The 18,338-nt window shown below is 48.1% G+C and carries 23 protein-coding genes; all 23 read left to right on the top strand.

Translation table 11 applies throughout. The annotated features are described in order from the left end of the window. Positions 1–94: 94 nt before the first annotated feature. A complete protein-coding gene (gene ftsY / locus BLR06_RS01385; RefSeq protein ID WP_092067540.1) occupies positions 95–1,015 on the top strand; it encodes a signal recognition particle-docking protein FtsY in 921 nt (306 codons plus the stop codon). Between the two features lie 89 nt (positions 1,016–1,104). Then, complete coding sequence (gene ylxM / locus BLR06_RS01390; protein WP_092067542.1) at positions 1,105–1,461, top strand: YlxM family DNA-binding protein; 357 nt, start codon at positions 1,105–1,107, stop codon at positions 1,459–1,461. Between the two features lies 1 nt (position 1,462). Further along, entirely contained in the window at positions 1,463–2,815 is a 1,353-nt protein-coding gene (gene ffh / locus BLR06_RS01395; protein WP_092067544.1) for a signal recognition particle protein, read from the top strand. Between the two features lie 25 nt (positions 2,816–2,840). Continuing rightward, a complete protein-coding gene (gene rpsP, locus BLR06_RS01400; RefSeq protein WP_092067546.1) occupies positions 2,841–3,122 on the top strand; it encodes a 30S ribosomal protein S16 in 282 nt (93 codons plus the stop codon). A 5-nt stretch (positions 3,123–3,127) separates the two neighbouring features. Beyond that, the gene (locus tag BLR06_RS01405; RefSeq protein WP_092067548.1) at positions 3,128–3,355 is read left to right on the top strand and encodes a KH domain-containing protein; all 228 of its coding nucleotides are present in this window, start codon (positions 3,128–3,130) and stop codon (positions 3,353–3,355) included. Between the two features lie 42 nt (positions 3,356–3,397). Beyond that, positions 3,398–3,805, top strand: a complete 408-nt coding sequence (locus BLR06_RS01410; RefSeq protein WP_092067550.1) for a YlqD family protein — start codon at positions 3,398–3,400, stop codon at positions 3,803–3,805. 1 nt (position 3,806) lies between these two features. Beyond that, positions 3,807–4,301, top strand: coding sequence for a ribosome maturation factor RimM (gene rimM, locus BLR06_RS01415; RefSeq protein WP_092067552.1), 495 nt, complete (start codon positions 3,807–3,809; stop codon positions 4,299–4,301). Between the two features lie 2 nt (positions 4,302–4,303). Next, complete coding sequence (gene trmD, locus BLR06_RS01420) at positions 4,304–5,050, top strand: tRNA (guanosine(37)-N1)-methyltransferase TrmD (RefSeq protein ID WP_092067554.1); 747 nt, start codon at positions 4,304–4,306, stop codon at positions 5,048–5,050. Position 5,051: 1 nt separating this feature from the next. Further along, positions 5,052–5,621, top strand: a complete 570-nt coding sequence (locus BLR06_RS01425) for an RNA methyltransferase (protein ID WP_092067556.1) — start codon at positions 5,052–5,054, stop codon at positions 5,619–5,621. 129 nt (positions 5,622–5,750) lie between these two features. Next, the gene (gene rplS / locus BLR06_RS01430) at positions 5,751–6,092 is read left to right on the top strand and encodes a 50S ribosomal protein L19 (protein WP_092067558.1); all 342 of its coding nucleotides are present in this window, start codon (positions 5,751–5,753) and stop codon (positions 6,090–6,092) included. Positions 6,093–6,150: 58 nt separating this feature from the next. Then, a complete protein-coding gene (gene lepB / locus BLR06_RS01435; protein WP_173812519.1) occupies positions 6,151–6,678 on the top strand; it encodes a signal peptidase I in 528 nt (175 codons plus the stop codon). Positions 6,679–6,749: 71 nt separating this feature from the next. Beyond that, positions 6,750–7,622, top strand: coding sequence for a ribosome biogenesis GTPase YlqF (gene ylqF, locus BLR06_RS01440; protein WP_422699797.1), 873 nt, complete (start codon positions 6,750–6,752; stop codon positions 7,620–7,622). A 187-nt stretch (positions 7,623–7,809) separates the two neighbouring features. Continuing rightward, on the top strand, positions 7,810–8,598 hold the full coding sequence (locus tag BLR06_RS01445; RefSeq protein ID WP_092067564.1) for a ribonuclease HII: 789 nt from the start codon (positions 7,810–7,812) through the stop codon (positions 8,596–8,598). Next, a complete protein-coding gene (locus tag BLR06_RS01450; RefSeq protein ID WP_092067566.1) occupies positions 8,588–10,321 on the top strand; it encodes a hypothetical protein in 1,734 nt (577 codons plus the stop codon). Before BLR06_RS01445 ends, BLR06_RS01450 begins: the two co-directional genes overlap by 11 nt. Beyond that, a complete protein-coding gene (locus BLR06_RS01455) occupies positions 10,321–10,614 on the top strand; it encodes an EscU/YscU/HrcU family type III secretion system export apparatus switch protein (protein WP_092067568.1) in 294 nt (97 codons plus the stop codon). Before BLR06_RS01450 ends, BLR06_RS01455 begins: the two co-directional genes overlap by 1 nt. Before the next feature lie 9 nt (positions 10,615–10,623). Further along, on the top strand, positions 10,624–11,688 hold the full coding sequence (locus BLR06_RS01460; protein ID WP_092067570.1) for an HD-GYP domain-containing protein: 1,065 nt from the start codon (positions 10,624–10,626) through the stop codon (positions 11,686–11,688). Positions 11,689–11,757: 69 nt separating this feature from the next. Further along, entirely contained in the window at positions 11,758–12,117 is a 360-nt protein-coding gene (locus tag BLR06_RS01465; RefSeq protein WP_092067572.1) for a YraN family protein, read from the top strand. Positions 12,118–12,131: 14 nt separating this feature from the next. After that, positions 12,132–12,713, top strand: a complete 582-nt coding sequence (locus BLR06_RS01470) for a UbiX family flavin prenyltransferase (protein ID WP_092067574.1) — start codon at positions 12,132–12,134, stop codon at positions 12,711–12,713. Between the two features lie 603 nt (positions 12,714–13,316). Continuing rightward, positions 13,317–13,652, top strand: a complete 336-nt coding sequence (locus BLR06_RS01475) for a hypothetical protein (protein WP_092067576.1) — start codon at positions 13,317–13,319, stop codon at positions 13,650–13,652. Between the two features lie 24 nt (positions 13,653–13,676). Continuing rightward, on the top strand, positions 13,677–15,239 hold the full coding sequence (locus BLR06_RS01480) for an acyl CoA:acetate/3-ketoacid CoA transferase (RefSeq protein ID WP_092067578.1): 1,563 nt from the start codon (positions 13,677–13,679) through the stop codon (positions 15,237–15,239). 122 nt (positions 15,240–15,361) lie between these two features. Beyond that, positions 15,362–16,147 (top strand): short-chain-enoyl-CoA hydratase, encoded by a 786-nt coding sequence (locus tag BLR06_RS01485; protein ID WP_092067580.1) that lies wholly within the window; start codon positions 15,362–15,364, stop codon positions 16,145–16,147. A 249-nt stretch (positions 16,148–16,396) separates the two neighbouring features. Further along, a complete protein-coding gene (locus tag BLR06_RS01490) occupies positions 16,397–16,990 on the top strand; it encodes a TetR/AcrR family transcriptional regulator (protein WP_092067582.1) in 594 nt (197 codons plus the stop codon). 183 nt (positions 16,991–17,173) lie between these two features. Beyond that, a complete protein-coding gene (locus BLR06_RS01495; protein ID WP_092067584.1) occupies positions 17,174–18,328 on the top strand; it encodes an iron-containing alcohol dehydrogenase in 1,155 nt (384 codons plus the stop codon). The last annotated feature ends 10 nt before the right edge of the window (positions 18,329–18,338 follow it).

The following is an 18,338-nucleotide window of genomic DNA, read 5'->3' on the forward strand; positions in this document are numbered from 1 at the left end:
CATCAAACCTAATCCTGTGGGCTGATTCGGAGCCCTGCAGAGGTAAGCTTTAGCGCATATTAAATAAGGAAGTTCATTAGACGGAGGTTTTTCAATGGGATTTTTTGATAAACTGAAAGCCGGTCTGGACAAGACCAGGAAAAGTTTTACCGAAAAAATTGAACAGTTGGTTGTCGGCTATGCCACAATTGATGATGAATTTTTAGATGATGTTGAGGCAGTGCTGTTATCGGCTGATGTCGGAGTACATACGACAGCTAAATTAATGGCGGAAATTAAAAGCGGCATTAAGAGCAAAGAGATTCAGGCGCCTGAGCAATTAAAACCATTTTTACAAACCAAAATCAGTGCTATTTTGGCGGAGGGAGCAACGCCAGACCGTTTATTTGCGGCGCAGCCGCCAACCGTCATCATGGTGGTTGGCATAAACGGGGTGGGTAAAACGACCACCATTGGCAAGCTGGGCAATTATTACCGTGAGCAGGGGTTAAAAGTAATGCTGGCTGCCGGCGATACGTTCAGAGCAGCGGCAATTGACCAGCTGGAAATATGGGGGCAGCGAACGGGAGCGGAGGTAATCAGCCAATTTGAAGGGTCCGATCCGGCGGCCGTGGCTTTTGACGCCGTACAGTCGGCAAAAGCGCAAAAAGCCGATATCCTCATCATTGATACGGCCGGACGGCTGCATACCAAAGCCAACCTAATGGAAGAACTGAAAAAAATTAAACGGGTAATCAGCAGGGAAATCCCGGATGCACCGCATGAAACCCTGCTGGTGCTGGACGCCACCACCGGCCAGAATGCCATCAATCAGGCCAGGCTGTTTGGCGAGGCCGCACCGGTATCGGGGATCGTTTTAACCAAACTTGACGGTACGGCCAAAGGCGGTGTTATTGTCGGACTTAAGGCCGAACTTCATGTTCCGGTAAAATGGATTGGCGTCGGTGAAGGAATTAATGATCTCCGGCCCTTTGTGCCGGAAGAGTTTTCCCGGGCTTTATTTGCTGACAAGTAAAAAGACTTGACAAAAGCTGCCGACCTTTTGTATAATACAGTCTATAGGCCTGTAAAGGCAGTTCGCTTGACGATTAAGTAGGTGAAAACATGTTGGACAAGGTCTTAAAAGCAGGACTTTTGTTTGATTTTTATGGCGCTTTACTTACCGAAAAACAGCAGCAGTGTATGGAAATGCACTATTCGCATGATTTATCGCTGTCGGAGATTGCCGATGAGTTCGGCGTTTCCCGGCAAGCGGTGTACGATATCCTTAAGCGGGCAGAGCAAACGCTTAGTGAATATGAAGCTAAATTGAAGCTCGTTGAACGCCACCAGCGTGAGCAGCACACAATAAAACAAGTTTATGATTCGGTTGACGCTTTGCCGGCCAGCCTGAAAACTATGCCGGAGCTTCAATCAGTGATGAAACAGCTGGCCAGTATTATGAAAGCCAGGGAGGTGTAGCATGGTTTTTGAAGGATTAGCGGACAGATTGCAGCAGACGTTCAAAAAGCTGCGCGGCCGCGGCAAATTATCAGAGGCGGATGTCAGTGAAGCAATGCGGGAAGTGAGAATGGCGTTGCTGGAAGCTGATGTTAATTTTAAGGTTGTAAAAGATTTTATCGGCAAAATAAAAGAGCGGGCGGTGGGCCAGGAAGTAATGCAAAGTCTGACGCCCGCTCAGCAGGTTATTAAGATTGTTAATGATGAATTGACAGAGCTGATGGGCGGAACGCAAAGCCGGATTACCATATCATCCCGGCCGCCGACAGTTGTCATGCTGGTCGGCCTGCAGGGCGCCGGCAAAACAACTACCGCCGGCAAGCTGGCCCTTAGCTTAAAAAAGCAAAACAAGCGTCCTTTGCTGGTTGCCGGGGATATTTACCGCCCGGCCGCCATAAAACAACTGCAGGTACTGGGCGAGCAGCTTGATTTGCCGGTTTTCGCGATAGAGTCCGGCGCAAATCCGGTGACCATTGCCGAGCGGGCGATTGAATATGCTCACTCTCATGCCCGGGATATGGTGATCATTGATACCGCCGGGCGACTGCATATCAACGAAGAGCTGATGCAGGAATTAAAGTCAATTAAGAATACGGTAAAGCCGCATGAAATTCTGCTGGTGGTTGACGCTATGACCGGTCAGGACGCCGTCAATGTCGCTGAAACGTTCAATAACGAGCTGGGCGTGGATGGCGTAATTCTAACCAAGCTGGACGGTGATGCGCGTGGCGGCGCGGCTTTGTCGGTAAAGGCCGTTACCGGCTGTCCAATTAAATTTGCCGGTATGGGTGAAAAGCTTGAGGCTCTGGAATCATTTCATCCTGACAGGATGGCATCGCGCATTTTGGGCATGGGCGATGTTTTAAGCCTGATTGAGAAAGCTCAGTCAAGCATTGACCTGGAACAAGCCAAGGAATTAGAAAAAAAACTGCGTAAGGAAGATTTTACTTTGGACGACTTTCTGACGCAAATGCAACAAGTACGCAAGCTCGGGTCGCTGGATCAGATTTTGGGAATGCTGCCAGGGATGGGCAATCTCAAAAAACAACTGAGCGGCGTGGATTTTGATGAAAAAGAGCTGGCCCATATTGAAGCAATCATCCGTTCGATGACCAAGCAGGAACGGCGTGATATTCAGATCATTAACGGCAGCAGGCGTAAGCGGATTGCTTTAGGCAGCGGTACACGGGTGCAGGATGTCAATAAACTGCTCAAACAATTTGCTGAAGCCAAAAAAATGATGAAAAAATTCCAAGGGATGCAAAAGAGCGGTAAAAAGAACTTTGGCGGTTTTAAGTTGCCGTTTATGAAATAATATTTGGTGAAGGAGGTGATTTGTTGTGGCAGTTAAAATTCGTTTAAAACGCATGGGCGCCAAAAAGAACCCGTTCTATCGCGTGGTTGTGGCTGATTCACGTTCCCCGCGCGATGGCCGTTTTATCGAAGCTTTGGGACATTATGATTCAACAACCGAACCGGCTGTTGTAAAAATTGATGAAGAAAAAGCAATCGAATGGCTGAAAAAAGGCGCTCAACCCACGGATACGGTGAAAGCTTTGTTCAGCAAAGCAGGCATCCTGAAAAAATGGGATGAGATGAAACGCACTAAGAAAGAGGCGTAATAACGATGAAACAATTAGTGGAAGTTATCGCCAAGTCATTAGTACAAGATCCTGCACAAGTCAATGTAACAGAAACAGTAGAAACTATGGCAACTGTTTATGAATTGCGTGTAGCTCCGGATGATATGGGTAAAATTATTGGTAAACACGGGCGTATTGCCAAAGCCTTACGGACTGTTGTAAAAGCAGCAGCTACCCGTGAAAACAAAAAAGTAACTGTTGAAATTATCTAAGTAAGGATTGCAATTGCATACCAACAAAAAGGTGGGCTTGCCATGGAAACCATTACTTTGAAATGTCCGGTGACCATTAAAGCAAAGGTCACGGACGATTTAAAAAAACATTTGGCTGCCGAAATACAGGAAAATATCAAGAAGGCTGATCTGGAACTGCAACAGATCGAATTTCACGCCAAACGGCTGATGGCTGAACAAGCCAGGCAGGACGCACAGGGACTCATTGCCGTTCGTCAGCAAATCGACGGAGAAAAGCAAAAACGCATCGACTTTAAAAACCACCTACTGGATAAGCTCAAGGAAACCGCTCAGCTGGAATTAGGTTCGGAAATTGTTCAGGGCACTTTAGACAGAATTGTCGAGCTAAAAGTCGGCGACGATCTGCCTAAGTTGATGAACGCCGAAATTCTTCTGGAAGACGGCAAAGTACTGGCTTTTCGAAATTGACATGGAACAAATGGTTGTTGTTGGAAAAATTGTTGCCCCGCACGGTGTGCGGGGTGATGTTCGTGTTATTCCGTTGACTGATTTTCCTGAGCGTTTTAACGAGTTGAAGAGCGTATTCTTAGACAACCGGAGTTTAACCCTGGAAAGCGTCAAACAGCATAATCAGCTGCTTATTATTAAATTTGCCGGACTGAATGACAGGGACGCGATTGAGCCACTGCGGGGCAAGCTGCTTAAAATAGCGCGTAAAGATGCTGTAGCGCTGCCTGAAGGAGAGTATTACACCTTTGATATTATTGGGCTTGAGGTTTATGATGACAGCGGCCGGCATATCGGTAAAATAACGGAAGTGCTCAAAACAGGCAGCAATGATGTTTATGTGGCGATCCGGGACGATAAACGCCAGGTATTAATTCCCGCATTGAAAAAGGTGGTAACAAAGATTGATATCACCGCCGGACAGATGACGGTAAAACTCCAGGAAGAATGGGAATAGCGATGAGAATTGATATTGTGACATTATTTCCTGAAATGTTTGCGGGACCTTTTGGGCACAGTATAATCAAGCGGGCCTGCGACAATCACTTACTGCAAATTGCCATGGTCAATCCGCGGGATTTTACCTTTGACAAGCACCGGATTGTGGATGACTATGCCTTTGGCGGCGGCGCCGGCATGGTAATGAAGCCTGAGCCCTTGTTCCGGGCCGTCGAAAGTATTACCGCCGGGGCGAATTGCGTAAACCGGCGGGTGATTTTAACGAGCCCTGGCGGCAACCGTTTTGACCAGGAAAAATGCAAAGAGCTTGCCGCTTATGATCAATTAATTTTCATCTGCGGACATTATGAAGGTATTGACGCCCGGGTAGGCGATTTTTTGGTGGACGAAGCAATCTCAATCGGTGATTATGTTTTGACCGGTGGAGAGTTGCCGGCAATGGTTATTGTTGATGCTGTGGCGCGAATGCTGCCCGGCGTACTCGGCTCGACCGATTCGGCCCAGCAGGATTCTTTCTACAATGGCCTGCTGGAGTATCCCCAATATACCAGACCACGCGAATTTGACGGTTATGAGGTGCCGGAGATTCTGTTGTCCGGAGATCATGCCAAAATTGACCGCTGGCGTCGTAAACAATCGCTGAAAACCACGCTGGAACGTCGTCCCGATCTCATGGCCAAAGCACAATTAAGCGCTGATGACAGAAAACTGATTGACGAAATTCTGGCCGAGCAGTCTGGAGGATAGTATGGCGTCTGTATATATCGGTCTGGTTCACCATCCGATTTATAATAAAAATAATGAAGTAATTACAACGGCAATCACAAATTTCGATATTCATGATATCGCGCGTACTGCCCGTACCTATGACATTCACCGCTATTTTTTGATTCACCCGCTGCAAACACAGGCTGCGCTGGCCAGGGATGTACTTGATTATTGGCGGGAAGGCTATGGCGCCAGCTATAATCCTGACCGGCGCGAGGCGTTTAGTATTATTGAGCTGGCGCTGGATATTGAGGCCGCCGTCAGCTTAATCAAAGAGCGTGAAGGCCTGGAACCGGTCATTGTAACAACTGACGCCAGACGCTATCCGAATACCGTTTCCTATCAGCAGCTGCGTCAGTTTCTTGCTCTTGACCCCAAACCTTGTTTGCTGCTGTTCGGCACCGGCTGGGGGATTCAAAAAGAGGTTATGCAAAAATTTGATTATATCCTGGAACCTATTTACGGACCGGGCGATTATAATCATCTGCCTGTCCGGGCCGCTGTAGCTGTTATTTTAGATAGACTGCTTGGAGAAAAATGGTGGGGTTAGGCCTAAGACTCCATTTATCCATATATTTCTTGAGTTTCGGGTAAGCATATGGTATAATATTTTTCGTGTAATGTGGGCGGTCCTCTGCATAGTGGCATGAACGTCTCGAATAAGGAGGAAAACAAAATAATGAACATCATTCAAGCATTGGAACAAGAACAACTTCGTAAGGATATCCCTGCTTTTAAACCAGGCGACACAGTACGTGTACATGTAAAGGTTGTCGAGGGCAACCGCGAACGTGTCCAGGTTTTCGAAGGCGTTGTTATTAACCGCAAAAGCGGTGGTGTGCGGGAGACTTTCACGGTAAGACGGGTTTCTTACGGGGTAGGCGTGGAACGTACTTTTCCGGTTCATTCTCCACGCGTGGAAAAAATCGAAGTGATGCGCCGGGGCATTGTCCGCCGCGCTAAATTGTATTATCTACGCAACCTCACTGGTAAAGCGGCTCGTATTAAGGAAAGACGCTAGTATGGATAGGGACTGTTCTCCAGTCCCTATTATTCATTTCAATCAGGGGGAAAACAAAGTGAGCAATACTAGTCTCGGAGAAGAGATCAAAGATTGGGTTGTATCGATACTTATTGCCGTGGTATTAGCTTTTTTCATCAGGTATTTTATTGTAGAGTTATACATGGTGGAAGGCCCTTCGATGCGCCCGACATTAGTAAATAGCGAACGGCTGGTTGTCAATAAATTCATCTATCGTTTTAAGGATCCTGAAAAAGGCGATATCCTGGTGTTCCGTTATCCCAGTGATACCAGCCGGGACTTTATTAAGCGGGTGATAGCCGTAGCCGGTGACACGATCGAATTAAAAGACGGGCGGGTCTTTGTCAACGATCAGCTGCAGAATGAGACGTATATTTTAGAGAAAACGCGCGGTTCCTATCCTTTATCCACAGTACCGGAAGGGCATATTTTCGTTATGGGCGACAACCGTAACAATTCGGAAGACAGCCGGTTTAAGGATGTAGGCTTTGTACCGCTGGAACTGGTCAAAGGCAAGGCAGTCATGGTATTTTGGCCGGTTGACCACATAAAAGCACTTCCCTAACAACATACTATACAGACAATATGCCGGTACAGATTTGAATTTAGCTCTGTACCGCACCTGGGGTCAGGGGGATGCAGATGCACGATAAACCAGAGGTCAATATTAATTGGTTCCCGGGCCATATGGCAAAAGCCCAGCGGATGATTCGCGAGCATTTAAAGTTAGTGGATGTTGTCATTGAACTGCTTGACGCCAGAATTCCGCTGAGCAGCGCCAATCCGGTCATTCATGAGATTATTGACAATAAACCGCGCCTTGTCGCTCTTAACAAAGCCGACCTGGCTGAACCGGACCGGACGACACGCTGGCTGGCCCATTTTCGTGAGCAGGGTTTGCCGGTGGTGGCTTTGGATTCGATGACCGGCAAAGGCAGTAAAGCGTTGGTAAGCAGGGTAGAGCAGCTGGCCGGGGATAAAATAGCAGCTCTTGTCGCCAAGGGCATCAATCCGCGGGCCGTACGGGCCATGATTTTAGGAATACCAAATGTCGGCAAATCTTCACTGATCAACCGGCTGCTTGGTACGGCTACCGTCCGTACGGCGGACAAACCTGGCGTTACCAGAGGAAAACAGTGGATTAAGATCGGTAAAAATCTGGAACTGCTGGATACGCCGGGCGTATTGTGGCCGAAGTTTGAAGATCCGGAGGTTGGCTTTAAGCTGGCGGTAACCGGCGCGATTAATGATGAAGTCTATGACCGGGAAAAAGTAATGGCTAAACTGCTTGCGGTGCTGAGGGAGAACTATAGTGAACGGCTGACGGTACGGTACAAATTAACTCCGCCATTGCCTGAAGATAGTTCGGCTTTACTGGCATTGATTGGCGCTAAGCGCGGTTGCCTGCGCAGCGGCGGCCTGATCGACGACGAAAAAGCCAGACGGATCATTTTAAATGAATTCCGCTCCGGCAAATTAGGGCAATTTACACTGGATGACATTCAATAACAGGCAGGACCGGCAAATGATTTGCCGGCCCTGTTTTTTGATACGCCGGTTCTTTCGTATACCCTTTGCGTCCTTTGCAGTTTTTCCCGTTTCTTTTTTCTCAAACCATCTGACAGGGATTTAGCAACTTAGCAAGAATATATAACATAATATCCTATTTTTATGTACATATTGCGGAGTGATGAGGGTGAGTTCCAACCGTTTAACCGTAGCCCAGGTGGCTGATTTACTTAACCGGGACGCTGTCCAGGACAGTGTTTTGGCGGCGCTGCACGATGACTCCCGGATTTCCGTTGTGCGGCTGCTGCAGAAATGGCAGCAGCGCCAGACGGCAATCCGTCAGGAAAGAGAGCGGGTGCAGCAGTTATACCGGTATGAGCGCCTGCTCAACGCCAAAGGCTTTCAATTGATTGCGGGGGTGGACGAAGCGGGGCGCGGCCCGCTGGCCGGTCCTGTAGTCATCGGCGCGGCAATTTTGCCCGCCGGCTGTCATTTAACAAATCTGAATGACTCGAAGAAACTGTCGGCAAAACAAAGATTCGAATTATATACGGAAATAAAACGTGTGGCTGTCGCCGCCGCCTGTATGGTGATGGATGTAGCTGAAATCGATAAGTTGAATATTTATCAGGCCACCGTAAAGGGGATGTATGCGGCAATTGCCGCTTTAAATCCGGCTCCGGAGGCCGTTCTGATTGATGCTGTGCCTTTACCGGGCTTGCCGTTTCATTCACAGTCTTTGATCGGCGGTGATGCAATTTCAGCATCAATTGCCGCCGCCTCTATCATTGCCAAGGTGGAACGGGACCGGATAATGGAGGAATTTGATTACCGATTCCCCGGTTATGGTTTTGCCAGACATAAAGGCTACGGCACTGCCGAGCATCTTAAGGCCATTCGGCAGCATGGTCCATGTCCGATTCACCGGCGCAGTTTTGAACCCATAAAATCGTGGGGGGATTATTGTGAAAGTTGAAATAAGCAGCTCCGGGACTGCCGCCGCGCCAATGCCGGGAACCGGCGGTTCAGACAGTAAGACGCCGGTTGCGGGCAGTCCGGCGTTTACCGCCGAAGCTGCTGAGCAGCCGTCGCCGGCCGGCGGTGAGGAAAACCGCAGCCAGGGCAATGCAGCAGCCGAGCCGGCCAGCCGGTCGCAGCTGCTTATTGAAAATTCGATTAAAGCGTTGTTAGCGCAATTAGCAAAATCACTTAGTGGCCGCAATCAGCTGCTGGAGTCACTGCCGCCGGAAGTCAGAAGTCAGGCCGAACACATATTACAGCAAACAATGCCGAAAGGGCAGGCACTGGCCGGCGGTTTGTTCAGTCTGTTAAAAGCACAGGCCAGTACGGCCGAGCAGCTCAAAGCACTGGCCGGTACGCTCAATAACTATCATGCAGGGTCCGCTGACGCCGTGAATAAATTGCCTGATTCCGTCATCCGCCTGTTTAAGCAGGCCCTGCAGCTGAAAGCTGTCGATGGCGGAACGGTCCGGATTGATGGTCCGGCACTGTTGAAATTAGCCGGCCAATTGGCCGATGATGGAAGTAAAAGCCAGGCGGCCGCAACGATTCAGCAATTTTGGAATCACTCGTTACTGGCAAATAATGAGAACATTGGTCAAGGACTTCAACAGTTAATTAAAAGTTTTCTGGGTACACTGCCAACAGCCGGGAACAACGAAGAAGGCGCAGGTAAAGCATTTGCCGATTTGCCTGCTGCTTCGGGCAGCGCTGGGCCTAAGGCTGAGTCTGCGGCAGTCAAACAGGCGGCGCCCAATGCAGCAGAACAACCTCCGGCAGGCGTTAAACAGCAGCTTTCGGCGATTCAGCCGTCTGCAGCGAAAACTGCGGCAGGATCTTCAGTCGTTCAGTCTACGGAAATTGCGCAGCGGGAGTTTGAAGCAAATGTATCGCCAGGCAAGCCGGCGTCAGCCGCTGCCGGCCAGCAAGCGCCGGGCTACCGTCAGCCGTCGGCCGGCAGCCCGGCGGAGGAAGCGGTGTTAAGGCAATTTATGAAAGAACTGGCGCAAAACACCATAATGACCAGGCAGACCCAGTTGTCCGGGAATGATGCTGCGGCATTAAAGCAGCTGCTCAGTGACGGACACATTACAGCTAAGGATTGGGCCAATCTTACCCGGTTTTTAAAGGCCAGCGTGCAAGCCATGCCGGTGACTATCCGGCAAGCCGGCGAAAAGGTATCCGAGTTGCAGCAGCTCTGGGTTATGCAGCAGTTGAGCAATTTAGCCGAACTTACCGGCCTGCCGCGCAAAACAACGGATAGCGCCGGCAAGCTTTTAGAGCAACTGGTCCAGACCTTAAAGAGTTCGTTTGCGCCTGGCAGTGAAAGTATTGAAAACCACCGGTCAGCGGCCTTTACCATACCAATCTATTTTGGTGAAAATCAACAACACAGTTATCCGGCTTATATTCACATGTATCATCAATCTGAGGAGAGCGGCGCAGCTTCCGGCCAGGAGCGCGAGACTTGGCTGCGCATTTGCCTGAATACGGAAAATGCCGGCGTTGTTGATCTTGTTTTCCGGTTGTACAAAGATCATCAGCTTAATCTTCGAGTTGGCATGGGCGATCATAATGCCGCCCAACTGTTTTCTGGTTTTATCCCGGAAATAAAAACAGCAATTGAGACGACGCCCTTAATTGTATCGGAAATCAGTGTAGGCGCGATAGGTGAATAATGGACGAAAAAAATGAATGTCAACAACCACAGCAGGCCGTCGCGTTAAGCTATGATCATGAAAAAAGTTCAGCGCCTAAGATTGTGGCCAAAGGAGCTGGCTATGTCGCAGAACAAATATTACATCTGGCCAAGCAAAATGCAGTTCCGGTCTACCAAAATAAAACTTTAACCGGAATGCTCATGGCTATTGAATTAGACCGTGAAATTCCTCCTGACTTGTATCGGGCCGTAGCCGAGGTTTTAGCTTATGTATACCGGATTGACCAAAGACTGGGAAACCGTCTGAAATAGGAGGCTAGCATGCGTCGAATTCTAGTAGATAATATTTCTTCAGGAATGAAACTGGCGAAACCGCTTTATAATGCTGAGGGCATGGTGCTGCTTAATGCGGGAATTGAACTCAAGGAGCAATTGACTGACCGGCTCGAGGAGTTGGACGTAACTTATGTTTATATTGAAGATGATCTGACCCGGGATGTCGATGTGCCTGATGTGATTAGCGAAAAAACCCGCATAGAGGCTGTGGCCAATGCCAAAAAAATAATGGAGCAGATTAAGCTGGGCCGGGGAATTGATGCCGCTCAAGCCAAGCAGATAGCCGGCGGTATTATTGACGAATTGTGCAAAAATAAAGGAGTTATGGTGAATTTTCTGGATATGCGCACCCGCAGCGACTATTTGTTTAGTCATGCGGTCAATGTCTGTGTGCTGGCGGTAATGACCGGAATTTGTCTTGATTATGACGAACTGCAGTTGCAGGACTTAGGCGTTGGCGCTTTGCTGCATGATGTCGGAAAAGTATTGATTAGCCCTGAGGTGCTGAATAAACAGGACCGGTTAACGCCGCAGGAAAAAGAAGAAGTTAAAAAGCATCCCGCCCTGGGGTTTGAAATACTCAGAAAGAATCCCGATATCAGCCTGGGTTCGGCTCACTGCGCTCTTGAGCACCACGAGTGTTTTGACGGTTCGGGTTATCCGCAAGGTTTAAAAGCGGCGGAGATTCATCCATTTGCTCAGATTGTAGCCATTGCCGATATGTATGATGCGCTGATCTCTGATGCTGCTTACCGGCGGGCAATCCCGGTATATGAGGCTCTCGCCATTATCGCCAAGGCCGGCGCTTCCTGCTTTGACCGGGAACTGGTAGCCATTTTTACCGATAATATTGCCACCTATCCGATTGGCTCGATTGTTCGACTAAGCAACAATCAGATTGGCGTAGTGGTAGATATCTCACGGGAATCCAAAGCAAAACCAGTGGTGAGAATACTGTTTGATGAGAATAAACGGCACATAACCGAACTAACTGAACTGGATTTATCGAAAAACCAGCGTTTATATATTGCCGACGTGGTCGAAAGATAAGGCTCCCGCGCATCAGAAATTTGTCGGAGCGGCAGCGGATAAAAGCAGTAATCAATTGAGGTGTGCGCTATGAACCATATTCAGCTGGGTGAACGGGGCGAGAAGGCGGCTGTCCACTATTTGAGCGCTAACGGCTATTCGATTATTGTCACAAAATACCGTACGAAAACCGGCGAGATTGATATTATTGCCGAGAAAAATAAACTGCTGGTCTTTGTCGAAGTCAAGACCCGCCGCAGTATCGCTTATGGTTATCCGGCTGAAGCGGTAAATTATCGTAAACAGCGTAAGTTAATCTTAACTGCCCGCTGTTATCTTCAACAGTCGGGGCGCTCCGACTGTCAATGCCGGTTTGATATCATGGAAATTTTGATTACCAGTTCGGGAAAGCTAAGTTTCAATCACATCATTAACGCATTTGGCGAATAGAAGGAGTCAATACCATGCGGATTGTCATCGGAATAACCGGAGCCAGCGGCTCGATATACGGGGTTAGATTGATCGAGGTTTTGCAAGCCGCCGGGTGTGAAACTCATGTCGTCGTATCAGAAAGCGGCTGGCAGGTGCTCGAATATGAATGCGGTCTGACAAAAGCTGAGCTTGCAGGCAGGGTAGGCTGCCTGTATGATGTCCATAACATCGCCGCTGCCATTGCCAGTGGTTCATTTAAAACCGATGCAATGATCATTGCGCCCTGTTCTATGCGGACTTTAGGCGGTATTGCCAATGGAATTGCCGACAGCCTGCTGCTCAGGGCGGCGGATGTTATTCTTAAAGAGGGACGGCCGCTGTTGTTGGTGCCGCGGGAAACCCCGCTGAATGCAATTCACTTGGAAAATATGCTGAAGCTGGCCCGTCTTGGTGTGAAAATTGTTCCAGCCAGTCCCGGTTTTTATCACCGTCCGCAAACTATACCGGAATTGGTCGATATGCTGGTAGGAAAAATTTGCGACCAAATCAAACTCGAGCATGACTTATTTGAGCGCTGGCAGGGGCTGGGCGGATTTTCGGCAGGCCGGTCATAAGCCGTTTTTCCACATGAACTGCAGTCCGAGTGCTGTGATAAAAGTATTGCAATTTTATATAAAGAGTAGTATTATCTAAATAAGATGATATTTCAGAAATTTCATTGCATTTTATTTTGCACGCAAATTTATTGCATGCAAAATAAAATTAGGATTGTCTCCATGGCATGATGATTAAGTGACAGGCCAGTTTGTTGTCATTATGTATTTTGCATACAAACTATATTTTTATTTCCGCTGACGACTTACTTTTCATTCTTTCAAATGAGCGGAGGTGGAGATTTAACTGTTTTACGCAGAAGGACTCAACCCAAAATGAAGGGGGGTGATATTTGTAAGCTGCGGATAATTGCCAACAGGGGGTAGTTTGAATGCCGATCTTTAGCATTGCCTTAGTCTGTTCCTGTTAATATTCTTCGTTTACAGAGATACGCAGTTATTTTGTTCGCTCCCTCTGGGTGTTCATGGCTGCCGCTACCCGGATCCTGCCTGTTAGGCCGACCTATACCGAGTTGTTTTATGGTGAAAGCGGTCACCTATATAAATCTTTTTTCCCCGCGTTCATGCTAGGCCCGTATTGAATTTTTAATGGAAGATACCGGTATGGCAAAGTCCATTGCACATGTCGTTATTGAGATACAGAATATTATTCTAACCCAACTTTCTCGGTACCAGCTGCATGCAGCACCGGTACTCGTCGATCAGCGGTGCAATGATTTTTATCAGCGGAATGCGGTGCTGAATCGTTGGCTCAAAAAGGCTATGGCAATTATATATTGGACGAGCCGCAGGAACTGGATGCTGCCAGCTGTCCTTCCTGGAAATATCAATATTCCGTTGTTAAGCATGCTGGTTGTGGCTATAGCCATTCATCAGTCAGTGGCATTAACTAAAGGGCTGGCTTTTCAATTTCATAGTGATTTATACATTAGTAAGTGAAAAAAATAATTTGGGGGAGTTCGTATGGTTCAAGTGATTACTGCTGCCGAAGCAGCTGCGCTGATCCGCAGTAATGCGACAATTGCCATGAGCGGCTTTGTAGGGTGCGCCAATCCTGAAGCATTAAGTACAGCGATGGAAGAACGGTTTGTCAACGAAGGGCTGCCGCGTGATTTAACACTGGTATTTTGCGCCGGTCAGGGTGACGGCAAGGATTGCGGAACCAATCATTTCGCTCATGAGAATATGGTAAAGCGGGTTATCGGCGGACATTGGAATATGGCTCCCAGACTCAGCAAGCTGGCGATGGAAGAAAAGATCGAGGCTTATAATCTGCCCCAGGGAACGCTTACTCACCTGTTTCGCAATATTGCAGGCAAAAAGCCCGGGGTTATTACAAAGGTTGGTCTTCATACGTTTGTCGATCCCAGGGTTGAAGGGGGTAAACTCAACAAAAAAACCGCTGAAGATGTAGTGGAGGTAATTCAATTAGGCGGTGAGGAATGGCTCTGGTATAAGCCGTTTGCGGTTGATGTGGCGCTGATTCGGGGTACCTTTGCCGATGAAAGGGGCAATATATCCATTGACCGCGAAGCGGTTTCACTGGAAATATTATCAATGGCCCAGGCGGCCAAAAGCTCAGGCGGCATTGTGATTGCCCAGGTCGAAAGCATGGTCAAATTCGGCAGCATTAACCCCAAAAATGTCAAGGTGCCGGGGATCAGCGTGGATTATGTTGTCATTACGGAACAGAATAAGCACATGCAGACATTTGCGGAACAGTATAATCCGTCTTACTCAGGTGAAGTAAATTTGTCTTTAAATACGCGAAAAGCAATGCCGCTGGATGCCCGCAAGGTAATTGCCCGCCGGGCGGCGATGGAGCTTATCCCTAAGGCCAAAGTGAATCTTGGCATCGGTATACCGGAAGGAGTGGCTATGGTTGCCTGCGAGGAGGGCGTCGGAGACTCTATGACGCTTACTGTGGAAGCCGGGCCGATTGGCGGTATTCCATCCGGCGGACTGAGTTTTGGCGCTTCGTGCAATCCCGAGGCAATTATCGATCAGCCTTATCAGTTTGATTTCTATGATGGCGGGGCCTTGGATCTGGCGTATCTTGGGCTGGCCGAGACCGACCAGCAGGGCAATATCAATGTCAGCAAATTTAAAGGCCGGGTTGCCGGATGCGGCGGTTTTATTAATATTTCCCAGAATGCCAAAAAGGTAGTTTTTTGCGGCACATTTACCGCCCGGGGGCTGGAAGTAGAGGTTGGCAACGGCCAATTAAAGATTAACAAGGAAGGCGCCAATAAAAAATTCCTCAAAGAGGTGGAACAAATCACCTTCAGCGGACGCTATGCACAAGAAACCGGGCAGGCGGTTGTATATGTTACTGAACGCGCCGTATTTCGCTTAACCGAGGAGGGCATGGTTTTGACCGAAATTGCTCCGGGAATTGATTTACAGCACGATATTTTGCAATTGATGGATTTTAAACCGCTGATCGCTGAAGATATTAAAGTGATGGACGACCGGATTTTCCGGGAAGAAAAGATCTGTTTAGCGGAATTGATTGGGGTAAAATGATTTTGCCGCAGCGTGTTTTGCTGCTATGCCGCTACTCTGGAAATTCGTAACAAAAGAGGAAAAATGAGGGCGGCGTAGAAAGTAATTATTATTTAGATAAAATACAAGGGAGAAGGTTTAGCATGAGTACATATGAAAATTTACTGTTTGAATCTGAGGATGGCATTGGGATTGTTACTATTAACCGGCCCAAAGCATTGAATGCGTTAAATGCGGCCACAATTCACGAACTGGACAGGATGTTTGACGAATTGGCTCAAAATGATGCGGTAAAGACTGTCATTATTACCGGAGGCGGTGAAAAATCTTTTGTGGCCGGCGCTGATATTACGGAAATGCAGAAGATGTCGGCGGTCGAGGGCCGCAACTGGGCTAAACTGGCGCAAGCGGTGTTCAGTAAAATTGAAAATCTTCCCAAACCGGTCATTGCCGCTGTGAATGGCTATGCTTTAGGCGGCGGATGCGAAATCTCCATGGCCTGCGATATTAGAATTGCATCGGAAAAGGCTAAATTCGGCCAGCCGGAAGTATCGCTCGGTATCCCGCCGGGATTTGGCGGAACACAGCGTTTAGCCCGTCTGGTTGGCAAAGGCCGGGCAAAAGAGCTTTTATTTACGGGTGATATGATTGACGCCGCAGAAGCCTATCGCATTGGTTTGGTCAATAAAGTGACCGTTCCGGCTGAGCTCTTAAATACAGCCAAAGCGATGGCGCAAAAAATTATGTCCAGAGCCCCGGTTGCAGTCCAGGTGTGCAAAGCAGCCGTAAATGAAGGGCTGGATGTAGATCTTAAAACAGGCATTGCCTATGAGGCCGAGGTGTTTGGCCTGTGCTTCGCCACCGACGATCAGAAAGAAGGTATGACCGCTTTTGTTGAAAAACGGCCGCCGAATTTTACCGGCAAATAAATGGCGGCAGTTTGGCGGTAAGAGCAGTAACAAGAAAGGTGCTCGTTGGTTGTTCAACTTCGTCACCTTTCTTGCATAATATCATTAATACGGAGAAATACTGCTAAAAGCAAGTTTTTCGCCGTTTGCCGCCTAAGTGATGTTTGAAAATCCGGCCGGGTTACCCTGCTGATTTATCGTTGGTTCCTTCATTTAAATTTTTACAATCCTTAACTTGACTTTTGGAGACGACTGGTCTATTATAAGCGTATGAAAAAATTAACACGTGAAAAACTCATTCAAACAGGGGCAAGAGCCATGTTGGCCAAAAGCTATCATGCGGTTGGCATTCAGGAAGTATTAGTAAAGATCGATGTGCCCAAAGGCTCCTTTTATCATTACTTTCACTCAAAGGAGGATTTTTGCGTAGCCATCATCAAGTACTACGGCGAGCAATTAGCCAAGTCGATCACCGAGAAATTGTCTTCCCGGAAGTATTCCCCGCGTAACCGGTTAAAGGAGTACTTTCTGGCAATCAAAGATTATTATCAAAAAACCGGTTATCATCAGGGGTGTTTGGTGGCTAAGCTGGCAGTTGAAGTTGCGCATTCCAGTCCCGATATCCGAATGGCCTTAAAATCTGAATTTGACCGCTGGGTGGGGCTGTTTGCCGACTGTATCCGGGAAGCCCAGCAAAATGGTGAAATCGTTGCGGGGCATCAGCCGGATGAACTGGCTGAATTTATTTATACCTCCTGGGAAGGCGCTTTGATCCGTATGCAGGTCAATCATGATCTTGGTTCTATCGACAATTTCATTAATTATGTGTTTAATTGCGTCATACCATTGAACCAAAACCAATAATGCCATTGCCGCTTTGTCAGTGACGAAAAGCTATGTCTGCCCTGCTTTGCTTTTTGTTTGCAGCCAGTATACGACTGGTCTATTTTGTACTTTGATGCCCCCGGAATTCAGTTGCCGTGAAAGGGGTGATTGCCAAATTATTGATATAAATGACAGTAAATTTAGAGAAAGGCGGTAAATGCTGTGGCTAATCTTTTCTTAGTACCAAAAAAAATATTATCCGGACAAGATGCCCTGGAAAACGCAGGGCCTTATCTGCAGGAACTGGGCGGCAAAGCTTTGATTGTTACCGACAAAGTCATGGTCAGCACCGGTAATGTGCAGAAGTTGACGGCAATATTAACCGGCAACAATATTGGCTATGAAGTATTTGACGGTATCAACAGTGAACCGACGACGGAAATGGTCGCTCAGGGGATTGAACTCTACGGAAAAGCAAACTGCAACTTTTTAATCGCTATTGGCGGTGGCAGCCCGATTGATGCAATGAAGGCAATTGGCGCCATGATCGTAAATACCGGGCAGCTGGCTGATTATATGGGCAAAGAATTAAAAAATCCACCGCCGCCGCTGGTGGCAATCCCGACAACGGCCGGAACGGGCTCTGAAGCAACGCAGTTTACCATTATCTCTGATACCAAAAATAACGTAAAGATGCTATTGAAAGGGGCAGTCCTGCTGCCTTCACTGTCCATTGTCGATCCGATTCTGACTGTGACCTCCCCGGCAAAAGTTACGTCTGCTACCGGGATTGACGCTTTAACTCATGCGGTTGAGGCCTATACTTCCAGAAAAGCGCAGCCGTTATCAGATATTTTTGCTGTTTCAGCCTGCAAGCGCATTTTTGCCAATTTAAGGCCGGCCTATAAAAACGGGCAGGATTTAACGGCCAGAAACGAAATGGTGCTGGCAGCTCTGGAGGCCGGGATTGCCTTTAACAACGCATCGGTTACCATCGTTCACGGTATGAGCAGGCCGATTGGCGCTTTATTTCATGTGCCGCATGGCTTGTCCAATGCAATGCTGCTGGTAGAGTGTCTGCGCTTTGCGGCGGCCGGAGCACCGGCACGGTTTGCTGAACTGGCCCGGGCAGTGGGTATTGCCGATGCCAGTCTGGCGCATGAAGCCGCCGCCGAAAAATTAATTGCTGAGATTGGCGCATTGTGCCGGGATTTGGATGTTCCTTCTTTAGAAGCCTATGGCGTAGACCGCGCCGCTTTTGCGGCCAATCTTGACAAAATGGCCAGTGATGCCTTAATTAGCGGCAGTCCAAACAATACGATCAGACAACCCAGCAAAGAAGATATAATCAACATTTATCAAAAACTTTGGCAATAACAGCTAATCT

This window comes from Dendrosporobacter quercicolus, assembly GCF_900104455.1.
GTDB classification, from domain to species: Bacteria; Bacillota; Negativicutes; order DSM-1736; family Dendrosporobacteraceae; genus Dendrosporobacter; species Dendrosporobacter quercicolus.

What these genes read in the sequence shown, in the direction of transcription:
- BLR06_RS01405 (WP_092067548.1), top strand. Translation starts at nt 3,128, where the DNA reads ATGAAACAATTAGTGGAAGTTATCGCCAAGTCATTAGTACAAGATCCT.
- trmD (WP_092067554.1), top strand. Translation starts at nt 4,304, where the DNA reads ATGAGAATTGATATTGTGACATTATTTCCTGAAATGTTTGCGGGACCT.
- BLR06_RS01460 (WP_092067570.1), top strand. Translation starts at nt 10,624, where the DNA reads ATGCGTCGAATTCTAGTAGATAATATTTCTTCAGGAATGAAACTGGCG.
- BLR06_RS01480 (WP_092067578.1), top strand. Translation starts at nt 13,677, where the DNA reads ATGGTTCAAGTGATTACTGCTGCCGAAGCAGCTGCGCTGATCCGCAGT.
- ftsY (WP_092067540.1), top strand. Translation starts at nt 95, where the DNA reads ATGGGATTTTTTGATAAACTGAAAGCCGGTCTGGACAAGACCAGGAAA.
- rimM (WP_092067552.1), top strand. Translation starts at nt 3,807, where the DNA reads ATGGAACAAATGGTTGTTGTTGGAAAAATTGTTGCCCCGCACGGTGTG.
- BLR06_RS01455 (WP_092067568.1), top strand. Translation starts at nt 10,321, where the DNA reads ATGGACGAAAAAAATGAATGTCAACAACCACAGCAGGCCGTCGCGTTA.
- BLR06_RS01485 (WP_092067580.1), top strand. Translation starts at nt 15,362, where the DNA reads ATGAGTACATATGAAAATTTACTGTTTGAATCTGAGGATGGCATTGGG.
- BLR06_RS01465 (WP_092067572.1), top strand. Translation starts at nt 11,758, where the DNA reads ATGAACCATATTCAGCTGGGTGAACGGGGCGAGAAGGCGGCTGTCCAC.
- ffh (WP_092067544.1), top strand. Translation starts at nt 1,463, where the DNA reads ATGGTTTTTGAAGGATTAGCGGACAGATTGCAGCAGACGTTCAAAAAG.
- BLR06_RS01425 (WP_092067556.1), top strand. Translation starts at nt 5,052, where the DNA reads ATGGCGTCTGTATATATCGGTCTGGTTCACCATCCGATTTATAATAAA.
- BLR06_RS01475 (WP_092067576.1), top strand. Translation starts at nt 13,317, where the DNA reads ATGGCAAAGTCCATTGCACATGTCGTTATTGAGATACAGAATATTATT.
- rplS (WP_092067558.1), top strand. Translation starts at nt 5,751, where the DNA reads ATGAACATCATTCAAGCATTGGAACAAGAACAACTTCGTAAGGATATC.
- BLR06_RS01490 (WP_092067582.1), top strand. Translation starts at nt 16,397, where the DNA reads ATGAAAAAATTAACACGTGAAAAACTCATTCAAACAGGGGCAAGAGCC.
- ylqF (WP_422699797.1), top strand. Translation starts at nt 6,750, where the DNA reads ATGCAGATGCACGATAAACCAGAGGTCAATATTAATTGGTTCCCGGGC.
- BLR06_RS01410 (WP_092067550.1), top strand. Translation starts at nt 3,398, where the DNA reads ATGGAAACCATTACTTTGAAATGTCCGGTGACCATTAAAGCAAAGGTC.
- ylxM (WP_092067542.1), top strand. Translation starts at nt 1,105, where the DNA reads ATGTTGGACAAGGTCTTAAAAGCAGGACTTTTGTTTGATTTTTATGGC.
- BLR06_RS01470 (WP_092067574.1), top strand. Translation starts at nt 12,132, where the DNA reads ATGCGGATTGTCATCGGAATAACCGGAGCCAGCGGCTCGATATACGGG.